23 protein-coding genes, 1 tRNA gene and 1 pseudogene are annotated in these 24,443 nt (G+C 68.4%); 13 read left to right on the top strand and 12 right to left on the bottom strand.

The features are described from left to right. Nucleotides 1–60: 60 nt before the first annotated feature. Nucleotides 61–723, bottom strand: coding sequence for a PaaI family thioesterase (locus tag RZ1_RS15830; protein WP_072813333.1), 663 nt, complete (start codon nucleotides 721–723; stop codon nucleotides 61–63). A gap of 250 nt (nucleotides 724–973) precedes the next feature. Here RZ1_RS15830 and RZ1_RS15825 point away from each other — a divergent pair, with 250 nt between their 5' ends. Continuing rightward, entirely contained in the window at nucleotides 974–1,732 is a 759-nt protein-coding gene (locus tag RZ1_RS15825; protein WP_072813331.1) for a Mut7-C RNAse domain-containing protein, read from the top strand. On the opposite strand, the gene RZ1_RS15820 is transcribed toward RZ1_RS15825, so the two are convergent. Together RZ1_RS15820 and RZ1_RS15815 are read right to left on the bottom strand one after the other, a co-directional pair. Next, a complete protein-coding gene (locus tag RZ1_RS15820; protein ID WP_072813329.1) occupies nucleotides 1,729–2,133 on the bottom strand; it encodes a DUF1304 domain-containing protein in 405 nt (134 codons plus the stop codon). The genes RZ1_RS15825 and RZ1_RS15820 overlap by 4 nt on opposite strands. Then, nucleotides 2,130–2,591 (bottom strand): cupin domain-containing protein, encoded by a 462-nt coding sequence (locus RZ1_RS15815; RefSeq protein ID WP_072813327.1) that lies wholly within the window; start codon nucleotides 2,589–2,591, stop codon nucleotides 2,130–2,132. The genes RZ1_RS15820 and RZ1_RS15815 overlap by 4 nt, the downstream gene beginning before the upstream one ends. Nucleotides 2,592–2,679: 88 nt before the next feature. Here RZ1_RS15815 and RZ1_RS15810 point away from each other — a divergent pair, with 88 nt between their 5' ends. Continuing rightward, entirely contained in the window at nucleotides 2,680–3,717 is a 1,038-nt protein-coding gene (locus RZ1_RS15810) for a helix-turn-helix transcriptional regulator (RefSeq protein ID WP_072813325.1), read from the top strand. Nucleotides 3,718–4,018: 301 nt separating this feature from the next. Beyond that, nucleotides 4,019–5,362 carry an NADP-specific glutamate dehydrogenase gene (gdhA, locus tag RZ1_RS15805; RefSeq protein ID WP_072813433.1) on the top strand — a complete coding sequence of 448 codons (1,344 nt, stop codon included), beginning with the start codon at nucleotides 4,019–4,021 and terminating at the stop codon, nucleotides 5,360–5,362. Nucleotides 5,363–5,422: 60 nt separating this feature from the next. Here the strand turns inward: gdhA and RZ1_RS15800 are convergent, their stop codons facing one another. From RZ1_RS15800 to RZ1_RS15790, 3 genes are read right to left on the bottom strand one after another with little or no spacing between them, the layout of a single operon-like run. Then, nucleotides 5,423–5,626, bottom strand: a complete 204-nt coding sequence (locus RZ1_RS15800; protein ID WP_072813324.1) for a hypothetical protein — start codon at nucleotides 5,624–5,626, stop codon at nucleotides 5,423–5,425. Between the two features lie 10 nt (nucleotides 5,627–5,636). Then, nucleotides 5,637–6,893: a fatty acid desaturase family protein gene (locus tag RZ1_RS15795; RefSeq protein ID WP_072813432.1), complete on the bottom strand. Its 1,257-nt coding sequence runs from the start codon at nucleotides 6,891–6,893 to the stop codon at nucleotides 5,637–5,639. 27 nt (nucleotides 6,894–6,920) lie between these two features. Further along, entirely contained in the window at nucleotides 6,921–8,021 is a 1,101-nt protein-coding gene (locus RZ1_RS15790; protein ID WP_072813322.1) for a ferredoxin reductase, read from the bottom strand. A 148-nt stretch (nucleotides 8,022–8,169) separates the two neighbouring features. On the opposite strand from RZ1_RS15790, the gene RZ1_RS15785 reads away from it, so the two are divergent. Both RZ1_RS15785 and RZ1_RS15780 read left to right on the top strand, forming a co-directional pair. Then, entirely contained in the window at nucleotides 8,170–8,820 is a 651-nt protein-coding gene (locus tag RZ1_RS15785; RefSeq protein WP_238071771.1) for a TetR family transcriptional regulator, read from the top strand. Between the two features lie 23 nt (nucleotides 8,821–8,843). After that, nucleotides 8,844–9,677 (top strand): alpha/beta fold hydrolase, encoded by an 834-nt coding sequence (locus RZ1_RS15780; protein WP_072813428.1) that lies wholly within the window; start codon nucleotides 8,844–8,846, stop codon nucleotides 9,675–9,677. A gap of 13 nt (nucleotides 9,678–9,690) precedes the next feature. Here the strand turns inward: RZ1_RS15780 and RZ1_RS15775 are convergent, their stop codons facing one another. Next, nucleotides 9,691–10,284: a TetR/AcrR family transcriptional regulator gene (locus RZ1_RS15775; protein ID WP_072813320.1), complete on the bottom strand. Its 594-nt coding sequence runs from the start codon at nucleotides 10,282–10,284 to the stop codon at nucleotides 9,691–9,693. Between the two features lie 92 nt (nucleotides 10,285–10,376). On the opposite strand from RZ1_RS15775, the pseudogene RZ1_RS15770 reads away from it, so the two are divergent. Next, nucleotides 10,377–11,225, top strand: a pseudogene (locus RZ1_RS15770) (acyl-CoA thioesterase). On the opposite strand, the gene RZ1_RS15765 reads toward RZ1_RS15770, so the two are convergent. Next, complete coding sequence (locus RZ1_RS15765) at nucleotides 11,215–12,549, bottom strand: MFS transporter (protein ID WP_072813318.1); 1,335 nt, start codon at nucleotides 12,547–12,549, stop codon at nucleotides 11,215–11,217. The pseudogene RZ1_RS15770 and the gene RZ1_RS15765 sit on opposite strands and share 11 nt — an antisense overlap. Nucleotides 12,550–12,780: 231 nt before the next feature. Between RZ1_RS15765 and RZ1_RS15755 the strand changes: the two genes are divergently transcribed. Then, nucleotides 12,781–13,335, top strand: coding sequence for a PadR family transcriptional regulator (locus tag RZ1_RS15755; RefSeq protein WP_072813316.1), 555 nt, complete (start codon nucleotides 12,781–12,783; stop codon nucleotides 13,333–13,335). Then, nucleotides 13,332–15,356 (top strand): NADPH-dependent 2,4-dienoyl-CoA reductase, encoded by a 2,025-nt coding sequence (locus tag RZ1_RS15750; protein WP_072813315.1) that lies wholly within the window; start codon nucleotides 13,332–13,334, stop codon nucleotides 15,354–15,356. The genes RZ1_RS15755 and RZ1_RS15750 overlap by 4 nt, the downstream gene beginning before the upstream one ends. Before the next feature lie 7 nt (nucleotides 15,357–15,363). Here RZ1_RS15750 and RZ1_RS15745 read toward each other — a convergent pair whose 3' ends face one another. Then, nucleotides 15,364–15,963, bottom strand: a complete 600-nt coding sequence (locus RZ1_RS15745; protein ID WP_072813313.1) for a TetR family transcriptional regulator — start codon at nucleotides 15,961–15,963, stop codon at nucleotides 15,364–15,366. Nucleotides 15,964–16,117: 154 nt separating this feature from the next. Between RZ1_RS15745 and cmrA the strand changes: the two genes are divergently transcribed. Next, complete coding sequence (cmrA, locus tag RZ1_RS15740) at nucleotides 16,118–16,921, top strand: mycolate reductase (protein ID WP_072813310.1); 804 nt, start codon at nucleotides 16,118–16,120, stop codon at nucleotides 16,919–16,921. Here cmrA and RZ1_RS15735 read toward each other — a convergent pair. Then, on the bottom strand, nucleotides 16,918–18,666 hold the full coding sequence (locus RZ1_RS15735; protein WP_072813309.1) for a helicase HerA-like domain-containing protein: 1,749 nt from the start codon (nucleotides 18,664–18,666) through the stop codon (nucleotides 16,918–16,920). The genes cmrA and RZ1_RS15735 overlap by 4 nt on opposite strands. Before the next feature lie 87 nt (nucleotides 18,667–18,753). On the opposite strand from RZ1_RS15735, the gene orn reads away from it, so the two are divergent. From orn to RZ1_RS15720, 3 genes are all read left to right on the top strand, one after another. Continuing rightward, entirely contained in the window at nucleotides 18,754–19,353 is a 600-nt protein-coding gene (orn, locus tag RZ1_RS15730; protein WP_072813307.1) for an oligoribonuclease, read from the top strand. An 82-nt stretch (nucleotides 19,354–19,435) separates the two neighbouring features. Beyond that, a tRNA-His gene (locus RZ1_RS15725) sits at nucleotides 19,436–19,513 on the top strand. A 301-nt stretch (nucleotides 19,514–19,814) separates the two neighbouring features. Next, on the top strand, nucleotides 19,815–21,335 hold the full coding sequence (locus RZ1_RS15720) for an MFS transporter (protein ID WP_072813305.1): 1,521 nt from the start codon (nucleotides 19,815–19,817) through the stop codon (nucleotides 21,333–21,335). On the opposite strand, the gene RZ1_RS15715 is transcribed toward RZ1_RS15720, so the two are convergent. Together RZ1_RS15715 and RZ1_RS15710 are read right to left on the bottom strand one after the other, a co-directional pair. Then, nucleotides 21,304–22,068, bottom strand: coding sequence for a 2OG-Fe dioxygenase family protein (locus tag RZ1_RS15715; protein WP_072813304.1), 765 nt, complete (start codon nucleotides 22,066–22,068; stop codon nucleotides 21,304–21,306). The two genes, RZ1_RS15720 and RZ1_RS15715, sit on opposite strands and share 32 nt — an antisense overlap. 302 nt (nucleotides 22,069–22,370) lie before the next feature. Then, on the bottom strand, nucleotides 22,371–23,813 hold the full coding sequence (locus tag RZ1_RS15710) for an MFS transporter (protein WP_072813302.1): 1,443 nt from the start codon (nucleotides 23,811–23,813) through the stop codon (nucleotides 22,371–22,373). A 142-nt stretch (nucleotides 23,814–23,955) separates the two neighbouring features. Here RZ1_RS15710 and RZ1_RS15705 point away from each other — a divergent pair, with 142 nt between their 5' ends. Beyond that, nucleotides 23,956–24,411 (top strand): MarR family winged helix-turn-helix transcriptional regulator, encoded by a 456-nt coding sequence (locus RZ1_RS15705; protein WP_072813300.1) that lies wholly within the window; start codon nucleotides 23,956–23,958, stop codon nucleotides 24,409–24,411. Nucleotides 24,412–24,443: the final 32 nt, after the last annotated feature.

The following is a 24,443-nucleotide window of genomic DNA, read 5'->3' as shown; positions in this document are numbered from 1 at the left end:
CGACAGATGGACTCCGACAAGGGAACCGATCGGCGCGACGGCAGGCCGCACCCTCCGGATTCAGTCCTGCGCTTCGAACTTGGCCCGTGCGTCCGCGATCCACTGCGGGGCGATGAAGATGCCCTCCGCTTCCACACAGATTCCGTCGGGCCCGGCGATGTAGCCGGTGACGAACGCCTTGCGACCCTCGATGCGGTCGAGTTTCGCCTCGGCGTGCAGGTCGCCGAGCGGGGTCGGCTTGCGGTAGCGCAGGGTGAGGGTGCCGGTCATGCCGGGTGAGCCGCCGACCCGGGCCGCGTCGCCGAGAACCTGATCGAGGACGAGCGCGGAGACACCGCCGTGGGTGTGGCCGGCCGGCCCCTCGTAGCCGATGTGCAGGTGGAAGTCCGTCCACACCCGCCCGTCCGGGTCGGTGTGGACCTCGAGCGGCGGGGCCACCGCGTTGCGGAGCCCCGCCGCAGCGTTACCCCAGGTACGGAAATGACCCGCATCGTTGAACCGGGTCCCGAACGGCCCCGAATCGCGTCGTCGCTCGAGGATCTCCGTGGCCGCCGCGAGGTGTTCGCGAGCCCGGCGAATCTCGTCGTCGTCGGCTCGGCTGGAGATGCCGAGCGGGATCAGCGCACGGATGTCCTCGGCCAGCGGCCCGTACAGCGCCGCCTGCCGCGCGATCTCCTCTTCGGGCAGGCCGTCGTTGACGTAGAGGCTGACGACGTCGGTCATGTGGGCTCCTGCGGTTCTACGCGGACTGGGTCGCCGGATTCGACGTCGCGGACTGCCTACTGTCAATCTCGCATTCCGGTGACCGGGACGCATCGGCATCTCGGGGCGGGTCGCGGTGGTATCCGCGGCGTGGTCAGTCATTTCCCTGGTGATCGTCACAGCGGATGGCCGACGCCCGAGCGGGTCCACGGGGTCGACGCCGTGCGGGGCAGGTTGCATGAGTACGCACCACGGCCGGACCATGACTCCTGTGACCGGTTTCGTGGAGGTCCGTGCGTACGCCGAGCTCAATGCGTTCGTCGACGCCGAATCCCGGGGCGTCGCCTCGCGCCGGCCGTTCCGCCCGCACCAGACCGTCAAGGACATCGCCGAGGCGATGGGCATCCCGCACACGGAGATCGACCTGATCGTCGTCGACGGTGAACCGGTCGACTTCGCGTACCGGCCACGCACCGGCGCCCGCATCGCGGTGTATCCGGTCTTCGAGGCACTGGGCATCGAACCGATCGAACGGTTGCGGCCGGCGCCGCTGCGCGACCCGCGGTTCGTCGCCGACGTGAACGTCGGCAAACTGGCCCGCTATCTGCGCCTGCTCGGGTTCGACGTGAGCTGGTCGCCGACTGCGGACGACTCGACGCTGGCACGGATCAGTGCGGACGACCAGCGCATCCTGCTGACCCGCGATCGCGGACTGCTCGCCCGCAAGGTGATCAGCCACGGTTTCTACGTCCACGCGGCCGATCCGATCGAACAGGTCGTCGAGGTCGTGCGGCGGCTCGATCTGGCGGGCCGGCTCGCGCCCTTCACCCGCTGCTTGCGCTGCAACGAGCCGCTCGTGGAAGTACCCAAGACGGAGGTTCTCGATCAGCTCGAGCCCCTGACCCGCCGGTACTACGACGATTTCCGGCGCTGCACCGGCTGTGGCCGGATCTTCTGGGCGGGGTCACACCACGATCGGCTCGTCGCGCTCGTGGAGACCATTCGTGCCCGGCTCCGACCTTCCTGCTAGGCAACCAGCAGTGCCGCGAGCGCCACCAGGGGCGGCGTGGACTGGGACACCGCGCCGACCACACCCGACCCGCGCGGTCTGCTCATCGCCATCCGGTCCGAGACGAACAGCACGATTCCGGCCAGGAACATGAACGTGCACGTGTAGATGACGAGGGTGCGGCCCGGCGTGTCGCGGCCCGCCCACCACAGGACCACCCCGGCGATCGCGCCCGAGCCGAGGAACAGGTTGTAGAAACCCACGTTGAAGGCCCACATCCGGACCGCCGGGACGTCCTGCGTGGGGACGCGGAACAGGTCCCGGTGGATGCCGGGCCGGAGAAACAGAACCGATTCCCACACGAAGGCCAGCAGGTGTACTCCGCCGGCGACCAGGGCCGCTACCTGGGCGAGGACGATCATGACGATCCACCGGCTTCCGAGAAGCGGATGTTGTGCCGGTCGGCCAGGGGAGCCAGCAGCGCAGGCAACTCCGCCGGGGAGTGCTGTTCGCGCAGCACACCGTCGAGGTCGGCGAAGAAGCCGCCCATCGCCGTCCCTGCGCTGACGAGGAGGAATACCGCGTCGGCGGTGAGCACCGAGAAGGTGTTCATCGTCTCCGGCGCGAAGGTGCAGGAATCGCCCGGCGCGAGATCGCGGCTCACGTCGCCGGCCCGGACCCGGATGCGGCCGTGCAGCAGGTGGTAGGTCTTGGCCCAGGATTCCGCGTGCATCGGCGGCGGTTCTCCTCGGGGCGCCTCCACCAGCATGAGTTCGTAGGCTCCGCCGGTGTGGTCGGCGGACGACAGGACCGTGACGACGGCGTCCGGCAGCGACAGCCGCACGCCCGCACCGGACCGTTCGAGATGAAACCCTGACATACCGCGACGCTAGGCCCGGCCGGGACCGGCGGGACATCCCAGGATTCGGGGATGTCCGGACCGCGCGGGACCAGCGCATACTGAGCCCATGCTCGAAGTGCGGGCAGAGCGGCTGCGCCGGGACATCCTCGCGTTGGCGGGCACGGGCGCCGGCGTCACCGAACTGCACGAACGGGCCATCGAACTGGTCGATCGCACCGTGCGCAGCGACCTGACGTGCTGGGCGCTGATCGATCCGCAGACATTGACGTTCGGTTCGATGACCAGCGGACGCAACCGCATCCCCGGCGAGTACGAACCGCTGCTCGCCGAATCCGAATGCGGCGGTCACGATCCGGCGACCTTTGCCGAGGTCGCCCGCAGCGGTCGGACGGTCGTCCGGGCGTCCGATCTGCCGGCCACCGACGTCGCGCACAGTCTGCGGCACGGTGCCGTGTGGCACCCGCTCGGACTCGACCGGGAGTTGCGGGTGGCCTTCACCGTCGACGGCTACTGCTGGGGTGCAGCAGGATTCGTGCGTTCCGGATCCGACTTCAGCGATCGGGACCTCGAGTTCCTGACGATGGTGGCCCCGGCGCTGGCCGCGGCGACGCGCGCCGCCGCCGTGCACACGCTGCGGCAGCGACCCGGGAACGATCCGGGGCCGGCGGTGGTGCTGACCGATCCCTCGGGCGAACCTGTCGCGCTCACCGCGGCCGCCCGCTACTGGCAGGACCGGCTGGCCGGTCCGGTGCGCCTGGCGGTGCTGTTGCGCGCCGCCACGTTCGGGGCACGATCGAGTCCTTCCGGTGTCTTCCGGGCCCGTATCAGCGACGGGCGCGGATTCTGGGTCCTGGTGCGCGCCACCGCGCTGGTCACCGACGGCGACGAAAGCCGGACGGTGGTCACCGTCGAACCGGCCCCGGCCGACGAGTTCACCGATCTTCTGTTCGCGGCGTACGCGCTCACCGCGCGCGAACGGGACGTGTGCACCGACGTACTGGCCGGTTTGTCGACGGCGGAGATTGCCCGTCGCCGGCACATCAGCTCGAACACCGTGCAGGACCACCTCAAGTCGGTGTACGCGAAGACGGGCGCGGGCAGCCGGGCGGAACTCGCCGCGAGGCTGGCCGGGCGGCAGCCGTGACCGCGTTCGCCCAGTTGATCGAGGTCGCCGGCGAGCGGCGCCCCCGGCAGCGCGACGTCACGGCGTATCCGGTCCGGGGTGGCCGTCACCGCCCCTCACCGACGCCGGTGAGGAGAAGCGAGGGCGGGAGAATGCGCGGAAAATCCGATTCGGCGCCGTCACCTGCGGTGATTCTTCGGCGCGGTTCGCACTGTGTCTTTTCTCCCACCTGGGCACCTCATGGGTGAATGAGCGTTATTACGGCCTATAGTGCACTGGGTAAACGTCATGTAACAGTGTTCTCACAGTCAGGTAGGTGGGCGTGTCGACCTCGGACCGCATCGAAGTAATCTACGAGCAGGTCAAGGCTCGCAACGCAGGTGAACCCGAATTTCACCAGGCCGCGGCGGAGGTGTTCGAGTCCCTGCACGTGGTGCTCGATCGGCACCCCGTGTACTTCGAATCCGGGCTGATCGAGCGGCTCTGCGAGCCCGAGCGGCAGATCATCTTCCGGGTCCCGTGGATCGACGATCAGGGTCAGGTTCACGTCAACCGCGGCTTCCGCGTGCAGTACAACAGCGTGCTCGGCCCTTACAAGGGCGGCCTGCGTTTCCATCCGAGTGTCAACCTCGGCATCGTGAAGTTTCTCGGCTTCGAGCAGATCTTCAAGAACGCGCTCACCGGTCTGCCCATCGGCGGCGGCAAGGGCGGCTCGGACTTCGACCCGAAGGGTCGCTCCGAGCAGGAAATCATGCGCTTCTGCCAGTCCTTCATGACCGAGCTGCACCGCCACATCGGTGAGTACACCGACGTGCCCGCCGGCGACATCGGGGTCGGCGGCCGCGAGATCGGCTACCTGTTCGGCCAGTACAAGCGCCTCACCAACTCCTACGAGTCCGGCGTCCTCACCGGCAAGGGCCTCACCTGGGGTGGTTCGCAGGTGCGTAAGGAAGCCACCGGCTACGGCGCGGCGTACTTCGTCGCCGAGATGGCCAAGGCCGCCGGCAGTACCCTCGAGGGCCGCACCGCCGTGGTCTCCGGATCGGGCAATGTCGCGATCTACGCCATCGAGAAGATCCACCAGCTCGGCGGCACGGTGGTCGCGTGCTCGGACTCGTCGGGTTACATCGTCGACAAGGCCGGCATCGACCTGGACCTGCTCAAGGAGATCAAGGAGGTCCGCCGAGGCCGCATCTCCGAGTACGTCGAGGAGCGCGGCGACGCCGAGTTCTACTCCGGCGGCAACATCTGGAACGTGCCGTGCGACATCGCGCTGCCGTGTGCCACCCAGAACGAGCTCGACGAGGATTCCGCGAAGGTGCTCGTCAACAACGGTGTCAAGGTCGTCGCCGAGGGCGCGAACATGCCGACCACGCCGGGCGGGATCGCCGTCTTCCGTGACGCCGGTGTCGCGTTCGCACCGGGCAAGGCCGCAAACGCCGGTGGTGTGGCGACCTCTGCGCTGGAGATGCAGCAGAACGCGTCGCGCGACTCGTGGCACTTCGACTACACCGACGAGCGCCTGGCCCGCATCATGCGCGACATTCACAGCACGTGTGTCGAGACGGCCGCCGAGTACGGCAAGCCGGGTGACTACATCCACGGCGCCAACATCGCCGGCTTCGTGAAGGTCGCCGACGCGATGTTCGCCCTGGGTGTCATCTGATCCACCGCTGTCGACGCGAAAGGCCCGCTCGTTCGAGCGGGCCTTTCGCGTCGGTGCAGGTCAATCGTTGGGTTCGTCGTGGTCGAGCCGGGCCTTGCGGGCGGCCTCCCGCATCTCGATGCCGTCGGAGATCCAGTTGCCGATCTCGCGGGTGACGTCGCGCACGGCACCGGTGATGATGCCGGCGATGTTCCCGACGTGGGTGGCGGCGGATTCGGTCATCTCCTGCACCGTGTCCTTGTTCCGCTCGAAGCGTCCTACCATGCGTTCCCCCTCAGACGGTGTTGTGGGCGAGACTACGCGGAGTGTCGGCGCGGTGCTCTTCGTCGTCGGTCTCGGCGTCGAGGATCCGAGGTTCGGGACGGGGCAGGCGCTCGATCACGACCGCGGTCTCGCGCGGCTCGGACACCCAGGTGGGCGGCAGGGCCAGCTTGAAGATCTTGCGCCACACCGACGCGACCTGCCGGAGCAGTCCCCCGGTGTTGTAGGGCAGGCCGTGCTTCCGGCACAGCGCCTTCACCTGCGGCGCGATCTCCGGGTAACGGCGGGCCGGCAGATCCGGGAACAGGTGGTGTTCGATCTGGTGGGACAGGTTGCCGGTCATCAGATGCATGAGCGGCGATCCGGTGATGTTCGCGCTGCCGAGCAACTGGCGCACGTACCACTCGCCGCGGGTTTCGTCGGCGGTCTCCTCCTGCGTGAACGACTGCACGCCGGACGGGAAGTGCCCGCAGAAGATGACCGAGAACGCCCACACGTTGCGCACCAGGTTCGCGGTGGCGTTGCCGAGCAGGGTAGGGACGAACAGCGGGCCCGTGAGCAGCGGGAACACGCCGTAGTCCTTGAGCACCTGCCGGCCGGCCTTGTGCCACCAGCCACGCGCGAGTGGGCCGAGATCGCGGATGTCGCGTTTGCCGGACAGCAGACGGTCGGCTTCGGCGTCGTGCAACATCACGCCCCACTCGAACAGCACCATCAGGGCCGTGGCGTAGAGCGGGTTGCCCAGGTAGTACGGCTTCCATGGCTGGGCGGGGTCCATGCGCAGGATGCCGTATCCGATGTCGCGATCCAGGTCGAGGATGTTGGTGTAGGTGTGGTGCACGTAGTTGTGCGAGTGTCGCCACTGATCCGACGGGCACACCGTATCCCATTCGAAGACACTCGAATTCAGTTCGGGTTCGCGCATCCAGTCGTACTGGCCGTGCATGACGTTGTGCCCGATCTCCATGTTGTCGAGGATCTTCGACACGCTCAGTGCAGCGACCCCGGCGATCCACGCCGGAGGCAGAAATCCGAGGAACAGCAGGCCGCGCCCGGCCACCTCGAATCCCCTCTGCGCCTTGATGACCCGGTAGATGTACTCGCGGTCCTCGGAGCCGAGCGAGGCGACGGTGCGGTCGCGCAGGGCGTCGAGTTCGCGGCCGATCTCCTCGACCTGATCGCGGCGCAGGATCACCGGTTCCGGATCGGGTTCGCAACCTCCGGACAGGAACGGCAGGAATGGAATCGACGGTAGGGACAATCCGAACATGATGTCCTCCAAAGGTTTCGGAACGTTCTAGAGATCGACCGCGACGTCACCGACCGGCGCATTCACACAGATCTGGATGCGGGTGTCGGGTGCGGCGTCGAGTTCGCCGGTGCGGATGTCGCGGGTGCACCCGGATCGGCGGATCGCGGTGCAGGTGCGGCAGATGCCCATGCGGCATCCGTGATCGGGCGCCAGGCCGGCGGCCTCGGCCTGATTCAGCAGGGTGGCCCCGCTGTTGTCCGCGACCACGCCGGATGCGGTGAAGCTGACCTCGCCGGTGGCGTCGCCCGCGTCGGCAACGACCGGAAGGGTGAATTCCTCGGTACGCAAAAGGTGTTCGGCGCCGATATCGCGGTAGACCTCGCGGATGTGCGCGGTCAGCCCCGCCGGTCCGCAGGCGTAGGTGGTGGTGTCGGCGAACCACGGGACGACGGCGTCGAGGTGTTCGCGGCCGAACCGGCCGCGCAGGTGGCCGCCGTCCCCGCGGGTGTAGGCGAGGACGACCTCGACGTTGGCATGGCAGGCGAGTTCGTCGAGCCGCGCGCGTTGCGGCACGTCGGCGGCGGTGTGCGCGTAGTACAGGAAGGTGATTGCGCCCGTGTGCCGTTCGTCGACGAGAGTGCGCAGCATCGACAGCACCGGAGTGATACCGCTGCCGCCGCTGACGAGCAACAGCCGGTCCGGGCGGACCGGCGGGAGGACGAAGTCGCCGGCGGCGGGGCCGATGTCGACGACGTCACCCGGCGCGGCGGATTCGTGCAGGTAGCGGGACACCACACCGTCCGGGTGGGCCCGCACGGTGAGAACGAGCCGGTCGTCGTGCTGCGAATTCGACGGCGAGTAGCAGCGGGCGTGCCGGACGCCGTCGACGACGACGCCGAGTCGGATGTGCTGACCGGATTCGAAACGACGGCGGCGCGCCGGACGCAACTCGAGCGTGACCATCTCCGGGACGGTGCGGTCGACGTCGACGATCCGGGCCCGCGTGCTCTGCGTCGTGAGCAGCGGATCCAGCAGTTCGAGGTAGCGATCCGGGTGGTGCGGCCAGGACATCAGCCGCAGGGCGCCGGTGAGCGCGCTCGCGGTGCGACGCGACGCGGTGGGGCGGGTGTGTGGTGAGACGACCATGGAGGGACCTCCCGACCGATCCAATTTAAGTGCACACTTGTACACTCAATTAGTGTTGCAGCACCCACCCGCCGCCTGTCAACACGTATGTGATCGCCGTTACACCGATATTCGATTCCTGGAGGCCGCGCTGCCTAGACTCGAGTCCGTGTCCGTAGCCCCCGTCCCCGTCCCCGAACCCACCACTCGGGCAGCCCGCAAGGAACGCACCCGCCGCGCACTGCTCGACGCCGCACTCGAATTGTCGGCCGATCGGAACTTCTCCGCGGTGAGCCTGCGCGAGGTCGCCCGCGAGGCCGGGATCGTCCCCACCGCGTTCTACCGCCACTTCGCGTCGATGGACGAACTCGGCGTCACCCTGGCCGCCGACACGATGGGCGTGCTGCGGCAGGTATTGCGCGACGCCCGCCGTGCCCGCAGCGCCGGCGACAACGCTCGCGCGTCCCTGGCCGTACTGGTCGAGCAGATCCGCACCCACAAGTCCTCCTTCCGCTTCCTCGCCCGCGAGCGGTACGGTGGACTGTCCGAGGTGTCCCGCGCCGTCAACGACGAATTGCGTTTGCTCACCGGGGAACTCGCGCACGATCTGAGCGGCATGCCGGGCCTCGGCGACTGGGCCGACGACGATCTGGAAATGGCCGCCTCGCTGCTCGTCGTCGCACTGCTCGAGGTCGCCGTCGAACTGGTCACCGTCGAAACGCCGGGCGGGCCGGACGAGGCCGCGGTGATCACCCGCGGCGAGAAGCAGATGCGCCTCATCATTCTCGGCATGGGCGTGTGGAAATCGGCCCACGGATGAACCGCACACCGTACGGTGGCGCCATGTTCGAGATCAGCCGGGTCGCGCTCGGCGACCTCACCTTCGACGTCCGCGTCGCCGGCCCCGAGGACGGGACCCCGCTCGTCCTGCTGCACGGCTTTCCCGAGACGGGGCGCAGCTGGGAACCGGCGGGCTTGTTGCTGGCCGACGCGGGCCTGCACGTCATTGCCCCCGATCAGCGCGGATACTCCCCCGGCGCCCGCCCCACCGAGGTGTCCGCGTACGCGGTCGGTGAGCTGGTCGGCGACGTCCTCGGCCTGCTCGACGGGTTCGGTATCGAGGCGGCACACGTCGCCGGGCACGACTGGGGCGCCGTCGTCGGCTGGCATCTCGCGGCCCATCATCCCGACCGCGTCCGCACGCTCACCGCAGTGTCGGTGCCGCACCCCGGCGCCTACAGCTGGGCGCTGCAGCACGATGCCGACCAGCAGGCGCGCTCCGCGTACATCAATCTGTTCCGGATGGAGGGCAAGGCGGAATCGGCGCTGCTCGGGGACAACGCCCGGCGGCTGCGCGCGATGTACCACCCGGGACCCGACCGGGACGCCGTGGACGAATACGTCCGGGTCCTCGCCGAGCCCGGCGCGATGACCGCGGCGCTGAACTGGTATCGCGCGATGCGCCGGGACTTCCGCGACCTTCCGTCGGTGAAGGTGCCCACCACCTACGTATGGGGTACCGCCGACGTCGCGGTCGGCCGGGCCGGCGCCGAACGGTGCGGTGACTTCGCCGAAGCCGACTATGAATTCGTCGTCCTGGACGATGTGAGCCACTGGGTCCCCGAGGAGGAACCCGCGGTGCTGGCGGAGACGATCCGAGCGCGCGTCGGGCGGTGACCGACCGCCTCCATCACTCGGCCGGTGTCACGGCCCCCGCGGTACGGCACAGCAACTCGAGTTCGTCGACGACCGCGTCGAGCGGCGCCGCGCTGCGCTGCGCCTGCGCCAGAATCAGTCCGCCTTCGAGCGCGCCGACGAACATCGTCGCGAGGGTCGCCGCGCGCACCGGGGCGACTCCGTCCCGGACGAGCCGCGCAGCGATCATCTCGCTCCAGCGCGCGAACGACTGCCCTGCGAGGTCGCGGGCGGACGCCTCGGTGCCCAACGCCGCCGCGACGATCGGGCAGCCCGCGACGTAGCCGGTGGCCTCGAGCTCGTGACGCCACAGATCCACGAACGACCGGATCGCGGTGACGGTGTCGGCGGAGTCCAGGATCCGCTGAATCCTGCCGGTCAACTGGTCGGCGGCCGAGCGGGTGGCTTCGTCGATCAACTGGGTCTTGCCGCCGGGAAAATGGTGGTAGATCGATCCTCGGGGTGCCCCGCTGTGCGCAAGCACGTCGGCGAACGACGTCGCGGCCACCCCGCGCTGCCGGATCAGGGCCACGGCGCTGGCAGTCATCGCCGCGCGCGGCCCCGCCGTCGCATCCTGCCGCCGTGCCATTGCACCCTCCCTCGATCCGAGCGGGATTGCCCTCGCGAATTATGTATGTTGTCATACTTAGAAGCCCAGCGCCAGGACGTCAGGAGTGCACCGTGACCGAACTCGATACCTCCGGGGACACCCACGTCTTCGACGACGGTACCCACGTCTTCGACGACGCCGTCTCCCTCCTCGCCGTCGACGCGCACCGCTACACGGGCCGCACGCATCCGGCATACGCGAACATGGTCGGACCGTTCGGCGGCATCACGGCGGCGACCCTGCTGCGCGCGGTCCAGCAGCACCCCGAGGTACTCGGGGAGCCGCTCTCGTTCACGATCAACTACTGCGGCCCGGTGTCCTACGGCGAGTTCGAGATCGTCGCGCGCCCGGTACGCACCAACCGATCCACCCAGCACTGGTCGATCGAACTGTCGCAGGACGGGACGGTCTCGACCACCGCGACCGCGGTCTTCGGCACGCGCCGCGAGACCTGGTCCTCGACCGAAGCCGTCGCGCCGGACGCACCCCCGGCGCAAGATGTTGCCCCGCATACGCTGCCGGACTTCATCACCTGGTAGCGCAACTACGAGATGCGGTTCGTCCAGGGGGCGGTGCCCGGCCCGGAGACCGGCGAGAGCCCGGATTCGACGACCACCCTGTGGGTGCGGGACACACCGCCGCGGCCGCTGGACTTTGCCGCGCTGACCTCGCTGTGCGATGTGTTCTTCCCACGGGTGTTCCTGCGCCGCGGGCAGTACATGCCGGCCGGCACAGTGTCGCTGACGGTGTACTTCCATGCCGATGCCGACGCCCTCGGCCGGCAATCCGACGCCGCCGTGCTCGGGACCGCGCGCTCGCAGCGCTTCGGCAAGGGCTACTTCGACCAAACCGCCGAACTGTGGGGCAGCGACGGCGAACTGCTCGCGACCACCCATCAGCTCGTCTACTTCAAGGGCTGACCTGCGGTTCCGGTGCCCGGACGGCCAGCAGCGCCGCCAGTCCGACGGCGAGCACCACGAGGAGCCCGGCGATACCTGCGCGGTCCGCGCCGAACCCCCAGGCGAAGAATCCGAACAACGTCGGCGCCAGGAACGACACGGCCCGGCCGGTGGTGGCGTAGAGCCCGAACATCTGCCCTTCCCGGCCCGGCGGGGTGATCCGCGCCAGAAACGTCCGCGCCGACGCCTGCGCGGGTCCGACGAACAGGCACAACAGCAACCCGAAGATCCAGAACATCACCGGCCCGGACACGACGAGGAGCACACCGCCGACGGCGATCATCGCGGCGAGCGAGACGACGATGACCGCCTTCGGGCCGACCCGATCGTCGATACGCCCGGCGACGAGCGCGCCCAGCGCGGCCACGACATTGGCCGCGACGCCGAACAGCAACACGTCGCCCGTCCCGATGCCGTAGACCGTCACGGCAAGCACCGCACCGAACGTGAAGACCCCGGCGAGGCCGTCACGGAACAACGCCGACGCGGCCAGGTACCAGATGGTGCGACGGTCCGCGACCCACAGTTCTCGCAGGTCGCGCCCCAGCACCCGGTACGCGTCGGCGATGCCGCCCTTCTCGGCGCCCGGATCGGCGCCGGTCGGCGGCAGTTCGGGCACCGCGATCAGCACCGGGATCGCGAAGACCGCGAACCACACCGCCGCGAGCAGCGCGACCAACCGGATGTTGGTGCCGTTGTCGGTGCTCAGCGCCAGGAACCCGCGGGTGTCGCCGTCCCCGGCGATGAAACCGGTGTAGCACAACAGCAGCAGCACGATGCCGCCGAAATAGCCCATGGACCAACCGAATCCGGAGACACGCCCGATGTTGTCCTCGGTGGAGATCTGGCGCAGCATCGCGTTGTACGGGACCTGCGCGAGCTCGGCGATCACCGAGGCGACACCGAGCAGCACCAGCCCGAGCCACAGGTAGTGGTAGTCGTCGCGCACGAAATACATCCCGGCCATCGCCGCCACGGTGACGAAGGTGAGCACCGCGAGGGACCGTTTGCGACGGCCGGTGGCGTCGTAACGTTGCCCTGAGATCGGCGCGGTGACCGCGATGACGAACCCCGCGATGCCCAGAGCCCAGCCCAACCACGTACTCGCCGAGACGGTTCCGGGCAGGTCGTCGCCGACCGCGTCGGTGAGGTACACCGAGAAGACGAACGTGAGGATCACCGCGTTGAACGCGGCCGACCCCCAGTCCCACAGGCCCCACGCGAAGACCTGCCGTCGCGTCGTCGCCGTTCCGATCCCCGCCGGCGCGGCCGTGTGTGCGCTCATGCCCGCAGCCTAAACCGGCTCTCTCGGAACTGTCCGCATGACGGTTGGCGCACCGATATTCCGGTGTGCCGACCGTCGGGCTCGTCGTCTACGTGCGCACGCACGCTCGAACCGCTGCACGACGACGGCGTGGTGGTCGAGCTCCGCCCAGTTCCAGCGGATCACCTCGAATCCGAGATCACGGATCGCACTGCACTTGATTGCATATGCACCTAGTTGCATACTGTCCTCATGGCACTCGAACACGCGCTGCTCGTCGCTCTCGACGAGCGCAGCGGATCCGGCTACGAGCTGGCCCGCCGCTTCGACAAGTCCATCGGGTTCTTCCACAGCGCCAGCCACCAGCAGATCTACCGGGTGCTGCGGCGTATGGAGGAGCACGGCTGGGTGACCTGCGAGACCGTGGCGCAGGACGGCCGCCCCGACAAGAAGGTCTACCGCGTCGCCGCCGCAGGCCACGCCGAACTGGACCGCTGGATCTCCACCCCGTCCGAACCCGACCACCTGCGCAGCGAACTCGCCGTGAAGGTCCGCGCCGCGCGCCCCGACACGCTGCCCGATCTGCTCGCCGAGATCACCCGCCACCGCGACGCCCACGCCGCCCGACTCGACGTCTACCGGCTGATCGAAAAACGCGACTTCCCGGAGTCCCCACCGCCCGGCGGCCCGGCATTGCACCAATATCTGGTGCTGCGCGGCGGCATCCGCGTCGAGGAGGGCTTCCGCGACTGGTGCCAGGACATGATCGACACCCTCACTCCCCCTTCGGAACAGGACCTGCCGTGACCGACCGCTACCCCACCCTGCTGTCCCCGCTCGACCTCGGACCGATCACGCTGCCCAATCGGGTGATCATGGGCTCGATGCACACCGGGCTCGAGGACCGCGCCGCGAACACCGGCAAGCTGGCCGCGTACTTCGCCGAACGCGCCCGCGGCGGCGTCGCACTCATCGTGACGGGCGGCTACGCCCCCACCCGGACCGGATGGCTGGTGCCCTTCGGCGCCAAACTCACCAATCGCATCGAGGCCCGCCGGCACCGCAGGATCACCGACGCCGTGCATGCCGAGGGCGGACGGATCCTGCTGCAGATCCTGCACGCCGGCCGCTACAGCTACTGGCCGCTGAGCGTGTCGGCGTCGTCGATCAAGGCACCCATCAACCCGTTCCGGCCGCGCAAGCTCACCTCGTGGGGTGTCCGCCGACAGATCCGCGCGTTCGTGCGGTGCGCCCGGCTCGCCCAGGAAGCCGGATACGACGGCGTCGAAATCATGGGTGGCGAAGGGTATTTCATCAACCAATTCCTCGCCGAACGGACCAATCGGCGCACCGACGAGTGGGGCGGCACCCCGGCCAAGCGCCGCCGCCTCGCCGTCGACATCGTCCGCGGCGTCCGCGAGAACACCGGCCCGGATTTCGTGATCTCGTTCCGGCTGTCGATGGCCGACCTCGTCGAACGCGGCCAGCGATGGGACGAGATCGTCATGCTCGCACAGGAAGTCGAGGACGCCGGGGCGAGCATGCTCAACACCGACATCGGTTGGCACGAATCCCGGGTGCCGACCATCGTCACCTCCGTTCCCCGTGCCGCATTCGTGGATGTCACCGCGAAACTCGCCAAGCAGGTGAGCATTCCGGTCGCCGCATCGAACCGCATCAACATGCCCGAGACCGCCGAGGCAATCCTGGCCGACGGCCGCGCCGACCTCGTCTCGCTCGCGCGGCCGATGCTCGCCGATCCCGACTGGGTGCGCAAGGCCGCTGCCGGCGCCGCCGACGAGATCAACACGTGCATCGCCTGCAACCAAGCGTGCCTCGACCACGCGTTCGTCAACAAGCACGTCTCGTGCCTGCTCAACCCGCGCGCCGGCCGCGAGACCGAACTGCTGCTCTCCCCCACCCGCCGGAGCAGGACCGTCGCGGTCGTCGGGGCCGGACCGGCCGGGCTGGCCGCGGCGGTGAACCTCGCCCGACGCGGGCATCGCGTCACCCTGTTCGAAGCGGACGACCGTATCGGCGGCCAGTTCGGTATCGCTCGGCTCATCCCCGGTAAGGAGGAGTTCGCCGAGACCCTCCGATACTTCACGCGGCAGCTCGAGCTGACCGGCGTCGACGTGCGACTCGGGATCCGCGCGAGCGTCGCCGACCTGACCGGATTCGACGACGTGGTCGTCGCGACCGGCGTACGGCCGCGCGTCCCGGACATTGCGGGGATCGACCGGCCCAATGTGCTGTCGTACCCGCAGGCGGTGCGCGGCGAAGCGTCGATCGGCACGCGGGTCGCGGTGATCGGCGCCGGCGGCATCGGCGTCGACGTCGCCGAGTTCCTCACCCACACCACCTCCCCCGCAATGGAGCTCGCGGCGTGGAAGCGAGAATGGGGTGTCTGCGACGACGAGGACACGGCGGGCGGCATGACCGCTCCGCAGCCGTCGCCGTCACCGCGCGAGGTGTATCTGCTGCAGCGATCGCCCGGCCGGATCGGCGCCAGGCTCGGTAAGACGAGCGGCTGGGTGCACCGGGCGTCGCTGAAGCACAAGGGGGTGCACGAGCTGTCGGGGGTGAACTACGAACGCATCGACGCTGACGGCCTGCACATCAGCTTCGGGACCGACCGGCGCGACCCCCGGGTACTGGCCGTCGACACGGTCGTCGTGTGCGCGGGTCAGGAATCGGTGCGGGACCTGGCCGACGAACTGGTCGCCGCGGGCGTGACGACGCACGTGATCGGCGGTGCCGATGTGGCCGCCGAGCTCGACGCGAAGCGCGCGATCGAGCAGGGCACCCGGCTCGCCGATCGGATCTGAACGTTCCTCAGACAGCGACGCAGGCCAGCAGGCAGGTCACCGACTGCCGCAGCACCGCGGTGGCCTCGTCGACCCCGAGCTGCAGTTCATCGCGCAGAACAGCCCACGATCCCCACGTCGCGGCGGCACCGAGTGCGTAGACCAGGCGCACGCGCCGACGCTCGTCGAGGGCCGACAACTCGCGGGCGAACAGGATCCTCACCTCGTCGGTGACCCGCGCGATGTGGCGCAGCCGGTGACGCCTGAGCTCCTCGGAGAACTGCTGGCGCAGGATTGCCGCCCGCGCGTACGGGGCGGCGAACTCGAGCAGCCGCGCGCGCTGTCGGCAGAACCCGTCGATCCGTTCGGCCAGCGGCAGGTGCGGCGGCACCGGCACGAACAGCTCGTCCTGACGTCGCAGCATCTCCGCGCCGGTGAATGCCATCAGCGTGTCGAGGTCGCTGAAGTTGACCCACAGCGCTCGTAGCGAAACACCGGCCTGCTCCGCGACCTGCGCACCGGTGGGCTTGAGCATGCCCGCCCGCAGCAGCTCGATGTGTGCCTCGACCACCGCCCGGCGGGTGCGTTCCGCCCGGGCTGTTCGACCGTCCGTGACAGCTGTGACCACGATCCCTCACTTCGTTCTACCGCACCGGGCCTTGTGGGCGTCGGCGCCGCTTCGCAACCTGCCCTGCAAATAATACCGACCAACCTCCCTGTTTAGGGAAACTGGTTCGGACGACACGGCGAACGGTTCCGGTCGGCGGCTAGGCTGATCCACCGTGACTCTGCCGAACCCCACCCCAGACGCCCGCGCGGTCGTGACCGGCGCCTCCTCCGGCATCGGTGAGGCGCTCGCCACCGAACTCGCGGCGCGCGGCCACTCGCTGATCCTCGTCGCACGGCGCGGCGAGGTGATGGAAGAGCTCGCCACCACACTCCGCCAGGCTCACGGCGTCACCGTCGAGGTCCGTGCCTGCGACTTGTCCGACCGCGACGCCCGCACGAAGCTGGTCGAGGAGCTGGCCGACCGCCACATCAGCATCTTGTGCAACAACGCCGGCATCGCCACGTTCGGACCGGTGTCCGAGCTGGACCCCGCGTACGAGCGCGCGCAGGTCGAACTCAACGCGGTGGCCGTGCACGACCTCACCCTCGCGGTCCTGCCGCAGATGGTCGCGCGACGGTCCGGCGCGATCCTCAACGTCGGCTCGGCCGCGGGCAACATGCCGATCCCGAACAACGCGACCTACGCCGCGACGAAGGCGTTCGTCAACACCTTCTCGGAGTCGCTGCGCGGCGAACTCAAGGGCACCGGCGTCAACGTCACCCTGCTCGCACCCGGCCCCGTCCGCACCGAGACCCCCGATCCTGCCGATGCGTCGATCGTCGACAAGCTCGTCCCGGACTTCCTGTGGATCTCGAGCGAACACACCGCGAAGGTGTCGCTCGACGGACTCGCCGAGAACCGGATGCGCATCGTGCCCGGCCTGATCAGCAAGGCCATGTCCGTCGCGGGAAACTACACCCCGCGCGCCGTCGTCGCGCCGATCGTCGGCACCTTCTACAAGAAGCTCGGCGGCTAACGCCGCCTGCGGCCGGTCCCGAAGATGCTGCGGGAGATCTCCCGGCCCGCAGCGGACGCCGCCGACCGCAGGAAGCTCTTCATCGCGGAGCTGCCGAGCACCTGTTCGACGATCGTCGGCCCCTCGTCCCGGGGGGCCGGCGTCGTTTCGGGCAGGTCCGGCAGCGGCGGCACATCCAGCGGCGGATCGACGTTCGGCGCGCCGGCAACCTTCGCGGTGAGCATCTCGTACGCGGATTCGCGGTCGACGGTCTGCCCGTACTTCGCGAACAGCGGATGGCCCTGGGCGGCAACGCGGATCGCGTCGTCGCCGATGGTGTCCATCAGCGAGCGCGGCGGACGGATCCGGGTCCATGCCACCGGTGTCGGGGCACCCTTCTCCGACAGCACCGTCACGATCGCTTCACCGATCCCGAGCGAGGTCAGCGACTTCTCGAGGTCGTAGAGCTTCGTCTTCGGGTAGGTACGGACCGTCTTGGTGAGCGCCTTCTGATCGTCGGGTGTGAACGCACGCAACGCGTGCTGCACCCGTGCACCCAACTGGGACAGCACCGCATTGGGAATGTCGGTGGGAAGCTGGGTGCAGAAGAACACACCGACCCCCTTCGACCGAATGAGCTTGACGGTCTGCTCGACCTGCTGCAGGAACGCCTTCGACGCGTCCGCGAAGAGCAGGTGCGCCTCGTCGAAGATGAACACGAGCTTCGGCTGGTCCAGATCGCCTTCCTCGGGCAACGTCTGGAACAGATCGGCGAGCACCCACATCAGGAACGTGGAGAACAACACCGGGCGTGCGGCCTGCGAACCCAGCTCGAACAGACTGATCACGCCGTTGCCGCCCACGACCCGCAGCAGATCCTCGGTGTCGATCTCCGGCTCACCGAAGAACGTGTCACCGCCGCCGGCCTCGAGGTTGACGATCGCGCGCAAGATGACGCCGGCCGTCGCAGCCGAGACACCACCGATAACCTTGAGGTCGGGTTTGCCCTCGTCGCTGGTCAGATACGCGATGACCTGCCGCAGATCCTTCAGATCGAGCAGCGCCATGCCCCGCTGATCGGCCCAGTGGAAGATCAGCCCGAGCGTCGACTCCTGGGTGGCGTTCAGGCCGAGCACCTTGCTCAGCAGGATCGGACCGAACGCGGTCACGGTCGCGCGCACCGGGATGCCGATGCCCCCGGTGCCGAGTGAGAAGAACTGCGTCGGGAAACCGGCAGGCGACCAGGCTGCATCGCCGGTCTCGGCGGCGCGGCCGACGATCGCGTCGCTGCTCTCCCCGCGCGCGGAGAGACCGGACAGGTCGCCCTTGACGTCGGCCATCACCACGGGCACGCCGGCGGCGGACAGCTGCTCGGCGATGCCTTGCAGGGTCTTGGTCTTGCCCGTACCGGTCGCGCCGGCGATCAGGCCGTGCCGATTCATCATGGCCAGGGGAATCCGGACCCGGGCGGTCGGATCGACGACGCCCTCGTGCACGACGGTGCCCAGTTCGAGGGCGGCGCCGGAGAAGGCGTAACCCGCGGCGATCTCCGCGGCCGGGCCTTCGGATTCGGCCCGCTCGGCCGGTCCGCTCTCCGACGTGGCCTCGGCAACCGCGGCAGCCGCATCCGCCTCACGTTGGGCGCGTTCGGCCGCAGCCGCGGCTTCGGCGGCGACGCGAGCGGCTTCCTCGGCGGCGGCCTTCGCAGCCTTCGCCTTGTCGGCAGCGGACAGCGCCTCGCCGGACGGGGTCGGATCCACGGTCATGTTCAGCTCTCCTCGAACCAGCACTTCCGGCGTCGGTTTCCCCCGCAGACCTTAACCCGCTCACGCGCCTGACTACTCTGTACTCTCGTGCAGGACAAACTTGTATGGATCGATTGCGAAATGACCGGTCTGCGGATCGGTAACGACAAACTCATCGAAATCGCCGCGCTGGTGACCGACAGCGACCTCAACGTGCTCGGCGAGGGTGTGGACATCGTGATCCACGCCGACGACGACGCGCTGGCCGCGATGCCCGAGGTCGTGCAGCAGATGCACGAGCGGTCGGGGCTGACGGAGGAGGTGCGGCGCTCGACGGTCACGCTGGCCGAAGCCGAGAAGCTGGTCCTCGACTACGTTCGGGCCCAGGTACCGGAGGCGGGCACCGCCCCGCTGGCCGGCAACTCCATCGGCACCGACCGGCAGTTCATCGCCCGGGACATGCCGGAGCTCGACAGCTACCTGCATTACCGCATGGTCGACGTCAGCTCGATCAAGGAACTGTGCCGGCGCTGGTACCCGCGGATCTATTTCGGTCAGCCGGCGAAGGGACTGTCCCACCGCGCACTCGCCGACATCAAGGAGTCCATCCGGGAGCTGCGCTACTACCGGCGTACCGCGTTCGTCGCGCCCCCCGGACCGTCGTCTGCGGACATCACCGCCGTCGTGAAGGATCTAGGACCGGCCTGACCAGGCGATTCGTCGATTCCGGGAAAGCAGGCTACTATTTCAATCGCAGTCGCAACCGGCCCCGGCCGATCGCGGATGCGATGGTGAGTGTAGTTCAGTTGGTAGAGCACCAGGTTGTGATCCTGGCTGTCGCGGGTTCGAGTCCCGTCACTCACCCCCAGGGAAAACGCCCCTGACCAGTGGAAACATCGGTCAGGGGCGTTCTTCGTCCCGGGCCATGCAACAGATCATGCAACAGCGGCCTACCCGAGCAGGCTCGCGAATCTCTCCGCAGCACGCCGTTGGACCCGAAGGGCCGCAACCCCGAAACGGGCAACGGCCTTCAAGCTGCGACTCAGCCGAATCGCTGGGTCAGGCAGCCGGTTCGGCCCTCCAACCTCGGACGGGATGCGGAACTCGGGCACTAGAGTCGATCACGTCCGACCTGGGAGCAGGGGAGGTGAGCGGTGCCTACGTCTCGGTTGCAGGCCAACCTGAGGACCCTGCCCATCATCCTGGCCCTGTCCCTCGCCTTCACGATCACGGTCGTCGACCCGCTGGTGCTGAGCCTGAATCTGCCGCAGGTCAGCCGGGCCCTCGATCTGCCACCGCAGTTCGTCGGATTGCTGGGCGGTATGGCGACGCTGGTGATGGCCGCCGCCGTCCTCGCCGCCGGCAACCTCGGCGACGCGTTCGGGCTTCGACGCTTGCTGATGTCGGGACTGGTCGTCGTGACGGTCGCCAACCTGCTCTCCATGCTCTCGCCCAGCTACGCCTTTCTGCTTGCGATGCGGGTCTTGGCCGGATTGGGAATGACGGCGCTGCTCGGCGTGCCGCTGGCCCTGCTCAAGATGTCCGTGACGGACAAGCAGCGGCCGACGGCCATCGGCATTTTCGTGGCCGTCGAGATGGTTCTCTGTGGTGTGCTCCCGGCGTTGACGGGCTGGGCGGTGGCGGCCGTCGGCTGGCGAGTCGTGTTCCTGATCGCACCGCTGCTCGCCGTGATCTCGCTTCTGCTGACGGCGAGGTACGTCCCGGTGACGCCCGTTCGGCATCGCGGTCGGCTGGACGTGGCCGGCGTCGCCCTGGTCGGTACGGCACTCCTGGCACTCGTCATCGGACTGGCAGCCGCGCAGAACGGCATGTTCCGGCCCCAGACATGGCTGCCGCTGGCTGTCAGCGTGGTCGCCGCCGTGCTTTTCGTTCGCCACGAACGCCGCACCCCCGAACCGGCACTGGATCTGGCTCTGTTCGGAAGCCGGCCCTTCGACGTGGCTCTGGCCGCGACCTTCACGCTGAATTTCCTCATGGCCGGGCTCGGCATCGTCCTGGGGCAGTTCGGCAGTGTGGTGCTCGCGATGTCGCCGGAGACCATCGGCCTGTTGTTCCTCCCCGGCACGCTGCTGATCGCCGGTCTCGTGGTCTTGTCCGGGAGCCTGGTAGGGAAGTTCTCGCCGAGACCGGTGATGGTCGTCGGCCTCCTGTTCATGGCAGCCGCCGGATTGCTGATGGCGGGCACGGTCGACCCGACGATGGCGCTGTGGCTGCTCGTCTCGGCCGTGTGGCTGTACAACCTGGGCTCGATGGTGACCTCCACCTCGGTGTCCGAGACGGTGCTCTCCCAGGCGCCGAGCGGGCAATCCGGAACGGTGGCTTCCGTGCAGTTGGCCTTCGGGATGGCCGGCTATGCGTTCGGGCCCACCGTGTACCTGCTGCTTCTCAACGTGTTCTTCCAGCGCGAATGGCTGGCCGACACCGAGGCACGCGGGCTGACGGCGACCCAGGGCGAGCAGGCCGTGGATGCCGCGCGTAGCGCGGTGGCGCAGAGCCTCGGTGGCGCTGGGTACGATCCGAACCTGCTTCGGCAGGTGGGCGGTCTCGATCTCGGAGCGGACCTGGCCGACGCAGTGGGACTCACCATGCTGACCGTCAGCGTCCTGCCCGTCGCTGTGGCGGGGGCCGCCTTCGTGCTCATGTCCCGCCGCAGGGAGCCGACGGTGTGAAGGTGACTACCAGCACGTCCCTCCGTGCCGGCTTACCGCGGTCGGCGGGTCGGATCGGCGAGACACCGTGCCAGGTGCAACGGTCGTCGCCCAGGAGGAAGGTGCCGGGTTCGCGCAGGGTCGTCGTCACGAGTCGATCGCCCTCCGGGCCGAACACCGAGCTTTCGCCCCCGACGGCATTGTCGACGCTGATCAACAGGGAACTGACCAGCGTGACACCGTCGCGGTGCAAGCCCTCGGGCGTCGGCCGGCCCTCGTTGTCTGCCGATGCGACCACGCGGAACGGATGCACCCAGACCGTCCATTCGGGAGCTTCGTCGAGGACCGGCGCGATCCGGCCCACCAGCTGCATCGTGCGCTCGAACAGCGGATCTTCGAGGAACGCGGCCGTCATCGGTTCGAAATGGCGGTCTCGTCCGAGGTAGAGAACGTTGGAGTCGTCAGGCTGTACGAACTCACGGTGCGCCGTCGGCTCCAGCGCACCGTCGGCCACCCGGTACCGGAACTGGCCGTAGCGCCGCAGCCGGTGCACGCCCTGTTCTTCCGCGTACGGGTCGGGCACAAGCTCCTCCCAATGCGCGGAGAACCGACCCCAGGTATCGGTGTCGGCACCGATGGATCGCCACAGGTCTGCCGCCGGCATCAGGAACGTACACACGGAAGCGAGCGCTCGCCGTGCCGCGTCGATCGGGTCCGTGCCGGCCTCCGTACCCCCCGCAGCGCCCTCCCTCATCTCCTCAGAGTCAGCGAGGACGGTCCCCTGGCGCAACCTTCGTCGGTGCAGACGGATGAACGCAGCTGCCCACCGACGAGACGCCGAACGAGTTCCACGAAGTCGAAGAACGTCCTGGGCGATCGACAGGCGGGTGCCCACACCGAAGCCGTCGACGGGGCAACCGGCGTCGAGCAGTCCCGTCGCTCGCCCCCGAGAACGGCCCCGACCGCAAGGTCGGGACCCTATCTCTTTCTGCATCGGCGTCCTTACCCCGGGTGATGGGAACCGTCACCCGGGGTAAGGGAAGCGGGAGAGACGACTCAGACCTTCACGGCATCGCGCTTCTGGTCGATGCGCTGCAAGGTCGCACCGGCGGGCGCGCCGGGGATTGCCAGGATGATCAGCGCGGCGACAACCGCGACACCACAGCCGATGAGCAAGCCGGTCCGGAAGCCGGCTTCGGTGGGCAGCGTGTGCTCACCGAAGGGCATGCTCATCTGCGCCAGTACGACCCCGACGACGGCGGCGGACACCGAGGTACCGACGGACCGCATCAGGGAATTGAAGCTGTTCGCGGCGGCGGTCGCGGTTTGCGGCACCGAGCCCATGATCAGCGCCGGCATCGCGCCGTAGGCGAGACCCACGCCGGCCCCGCAGATGCTGGTGACGACCAGCAGGCCCCACGTCGACCCCATGAGCAACACCGACGAGCCGTAGCCGAAGGCGATGACCAGGGACCCGACGAGCAGCGTCACCTTGGGTCCGCGACCTGCCGACAGGCGCGCGCCGAGCGGTGAGACGAGCATCATCATCACGCCGGACGGAGCCATCCACAGACCCATCGCGAACATCGACTGGCCGAGCCCGAAGCCGGTTTCAGCGGGCAACTGCAGCAGCTGGGGCACGATCAGCGACTGCGCGTACATCGAGAAGCCGACGACGACCGACGCCAGGTTGGTCAACAAAACGGGACGGCGGGCGGTGACGCGCAGATCGACGAGCGGGTCGTCGACGCGCAGTTCCCACCACGCAAAGACACCGAACGCGACGACCGCGACCGAGAACATCGCGATGGTGATGCCGCTCGACCACGCCCAGTCGGCGCCCTTCGAGACCGCGAGCAGCAGGCACACCAGGCCCATACCAAGAGTGATCGCCCCGACCGGGTCGAACTTTCCGCGGGGACCCTCGACCGGCGTGGCGGGCACGACGATCCAGATCAGGACGGCGACGACGGCGGTGAGCACCGCAGCGGCCCAGAAGAGCGCTCGCCAGCTGAAGTTCTCCGCGACGGCGGCCGCGATCGGCAGACCGAGCGCGCCGCCGATACCCATCGACGAGCTCATCAGCGCAATGGAGGAATGCAGCTTCTCCGGCGGCAGGAGATCGCGCAGCGCGCTGATACCCAGCGGGATCAGGCCCATGCCGAGACCCTGGAGACCCCGGCCGAGAATCATGGGGAACAAGGACGATGCAAGTGCACAGACCGCCGAACCGGCAATGACCGGAACGGTGCACGCAAGCAACATGGGCCGCTTGCCGTACAGGTCTCCGAGGCGCCCGGTCACCGGCATCGCGACCGCCGCGGCGAGCAGCGTGACGGTGATGACCCACGAGGCGTTCGACGCGGTGGTGTCGAGGATGACAGGGAGCTGCGCGATCAACGGCACGACGAGCGTCTGCATGAGCGCAGCGACGATGCCGGTGAATGCGAGCACGCCCACCAGCGCGCCCGGACGAACTGCGGGTGTCGGGTTTTTCACCCCGATCTCCTCAACTAGAGCGACAGAATTCTGTGCACTTTACATATTGAGTGCATTATGCACAAACTATGCAGTGTGCATGTCAGGTGGTATATCTGACGCCAGCACTCACCGGGCGAACGCCCAGCGGCAGAAGGACGAGATGGACAAGCCCACCCACCTGATCGAGTTCGAGACGATGCTGCTGGGACGGCACCTCAGCGCGCAGACCGCCCGCCCCCGGCGCAAGGCCGGCCGTCTGGACCGCAGCGCCTACACCCTGCTGGGCCGGATCGAGATGCAGGGGCCGATGTCGATCGGTGAACTGAGCGACGCATTCGGCCTGGACACCTCGACCCTCAACCGTCAGACCGGCGCGATGCTGCGCGACGGCCTGGTCGAGCGGATCCCCGACCCCGCCGGGGGGATGGCCCGCAAGTTCCGGATCACCGACGACGGCCTTCGCCGACTCACCGAGGAACGCGCCCACAGTATCCGGATACTCGACGAGATCCTGTCCGAATGGACCCCGGAGGACGTCGCGACCTTCGCCGGCTGGCTCGAGCGCTTCAACACCGACGTCGAGCGATACATCGGCCGCCCCTGGCCCCGGCCCTGAACCACCTCGACGACGACGGAGGGTGACCGAAG

This window comes from Rhodococcus zopfii NBRC 100606 = JCM 9919 (assembly GCF_001895025.1).
GTDB lineage: Bacteria > Actinomycetota > Actinomycetes > Mycobacteriales > Mycobacteriaceae > Rhodococcus > Rhodococcus zopfii.
The sequence above is the reverse complement of the archived record's forward strand: the minus strand, read 5'-3'. Positions and strand labels throughout refer to the sequence as shown.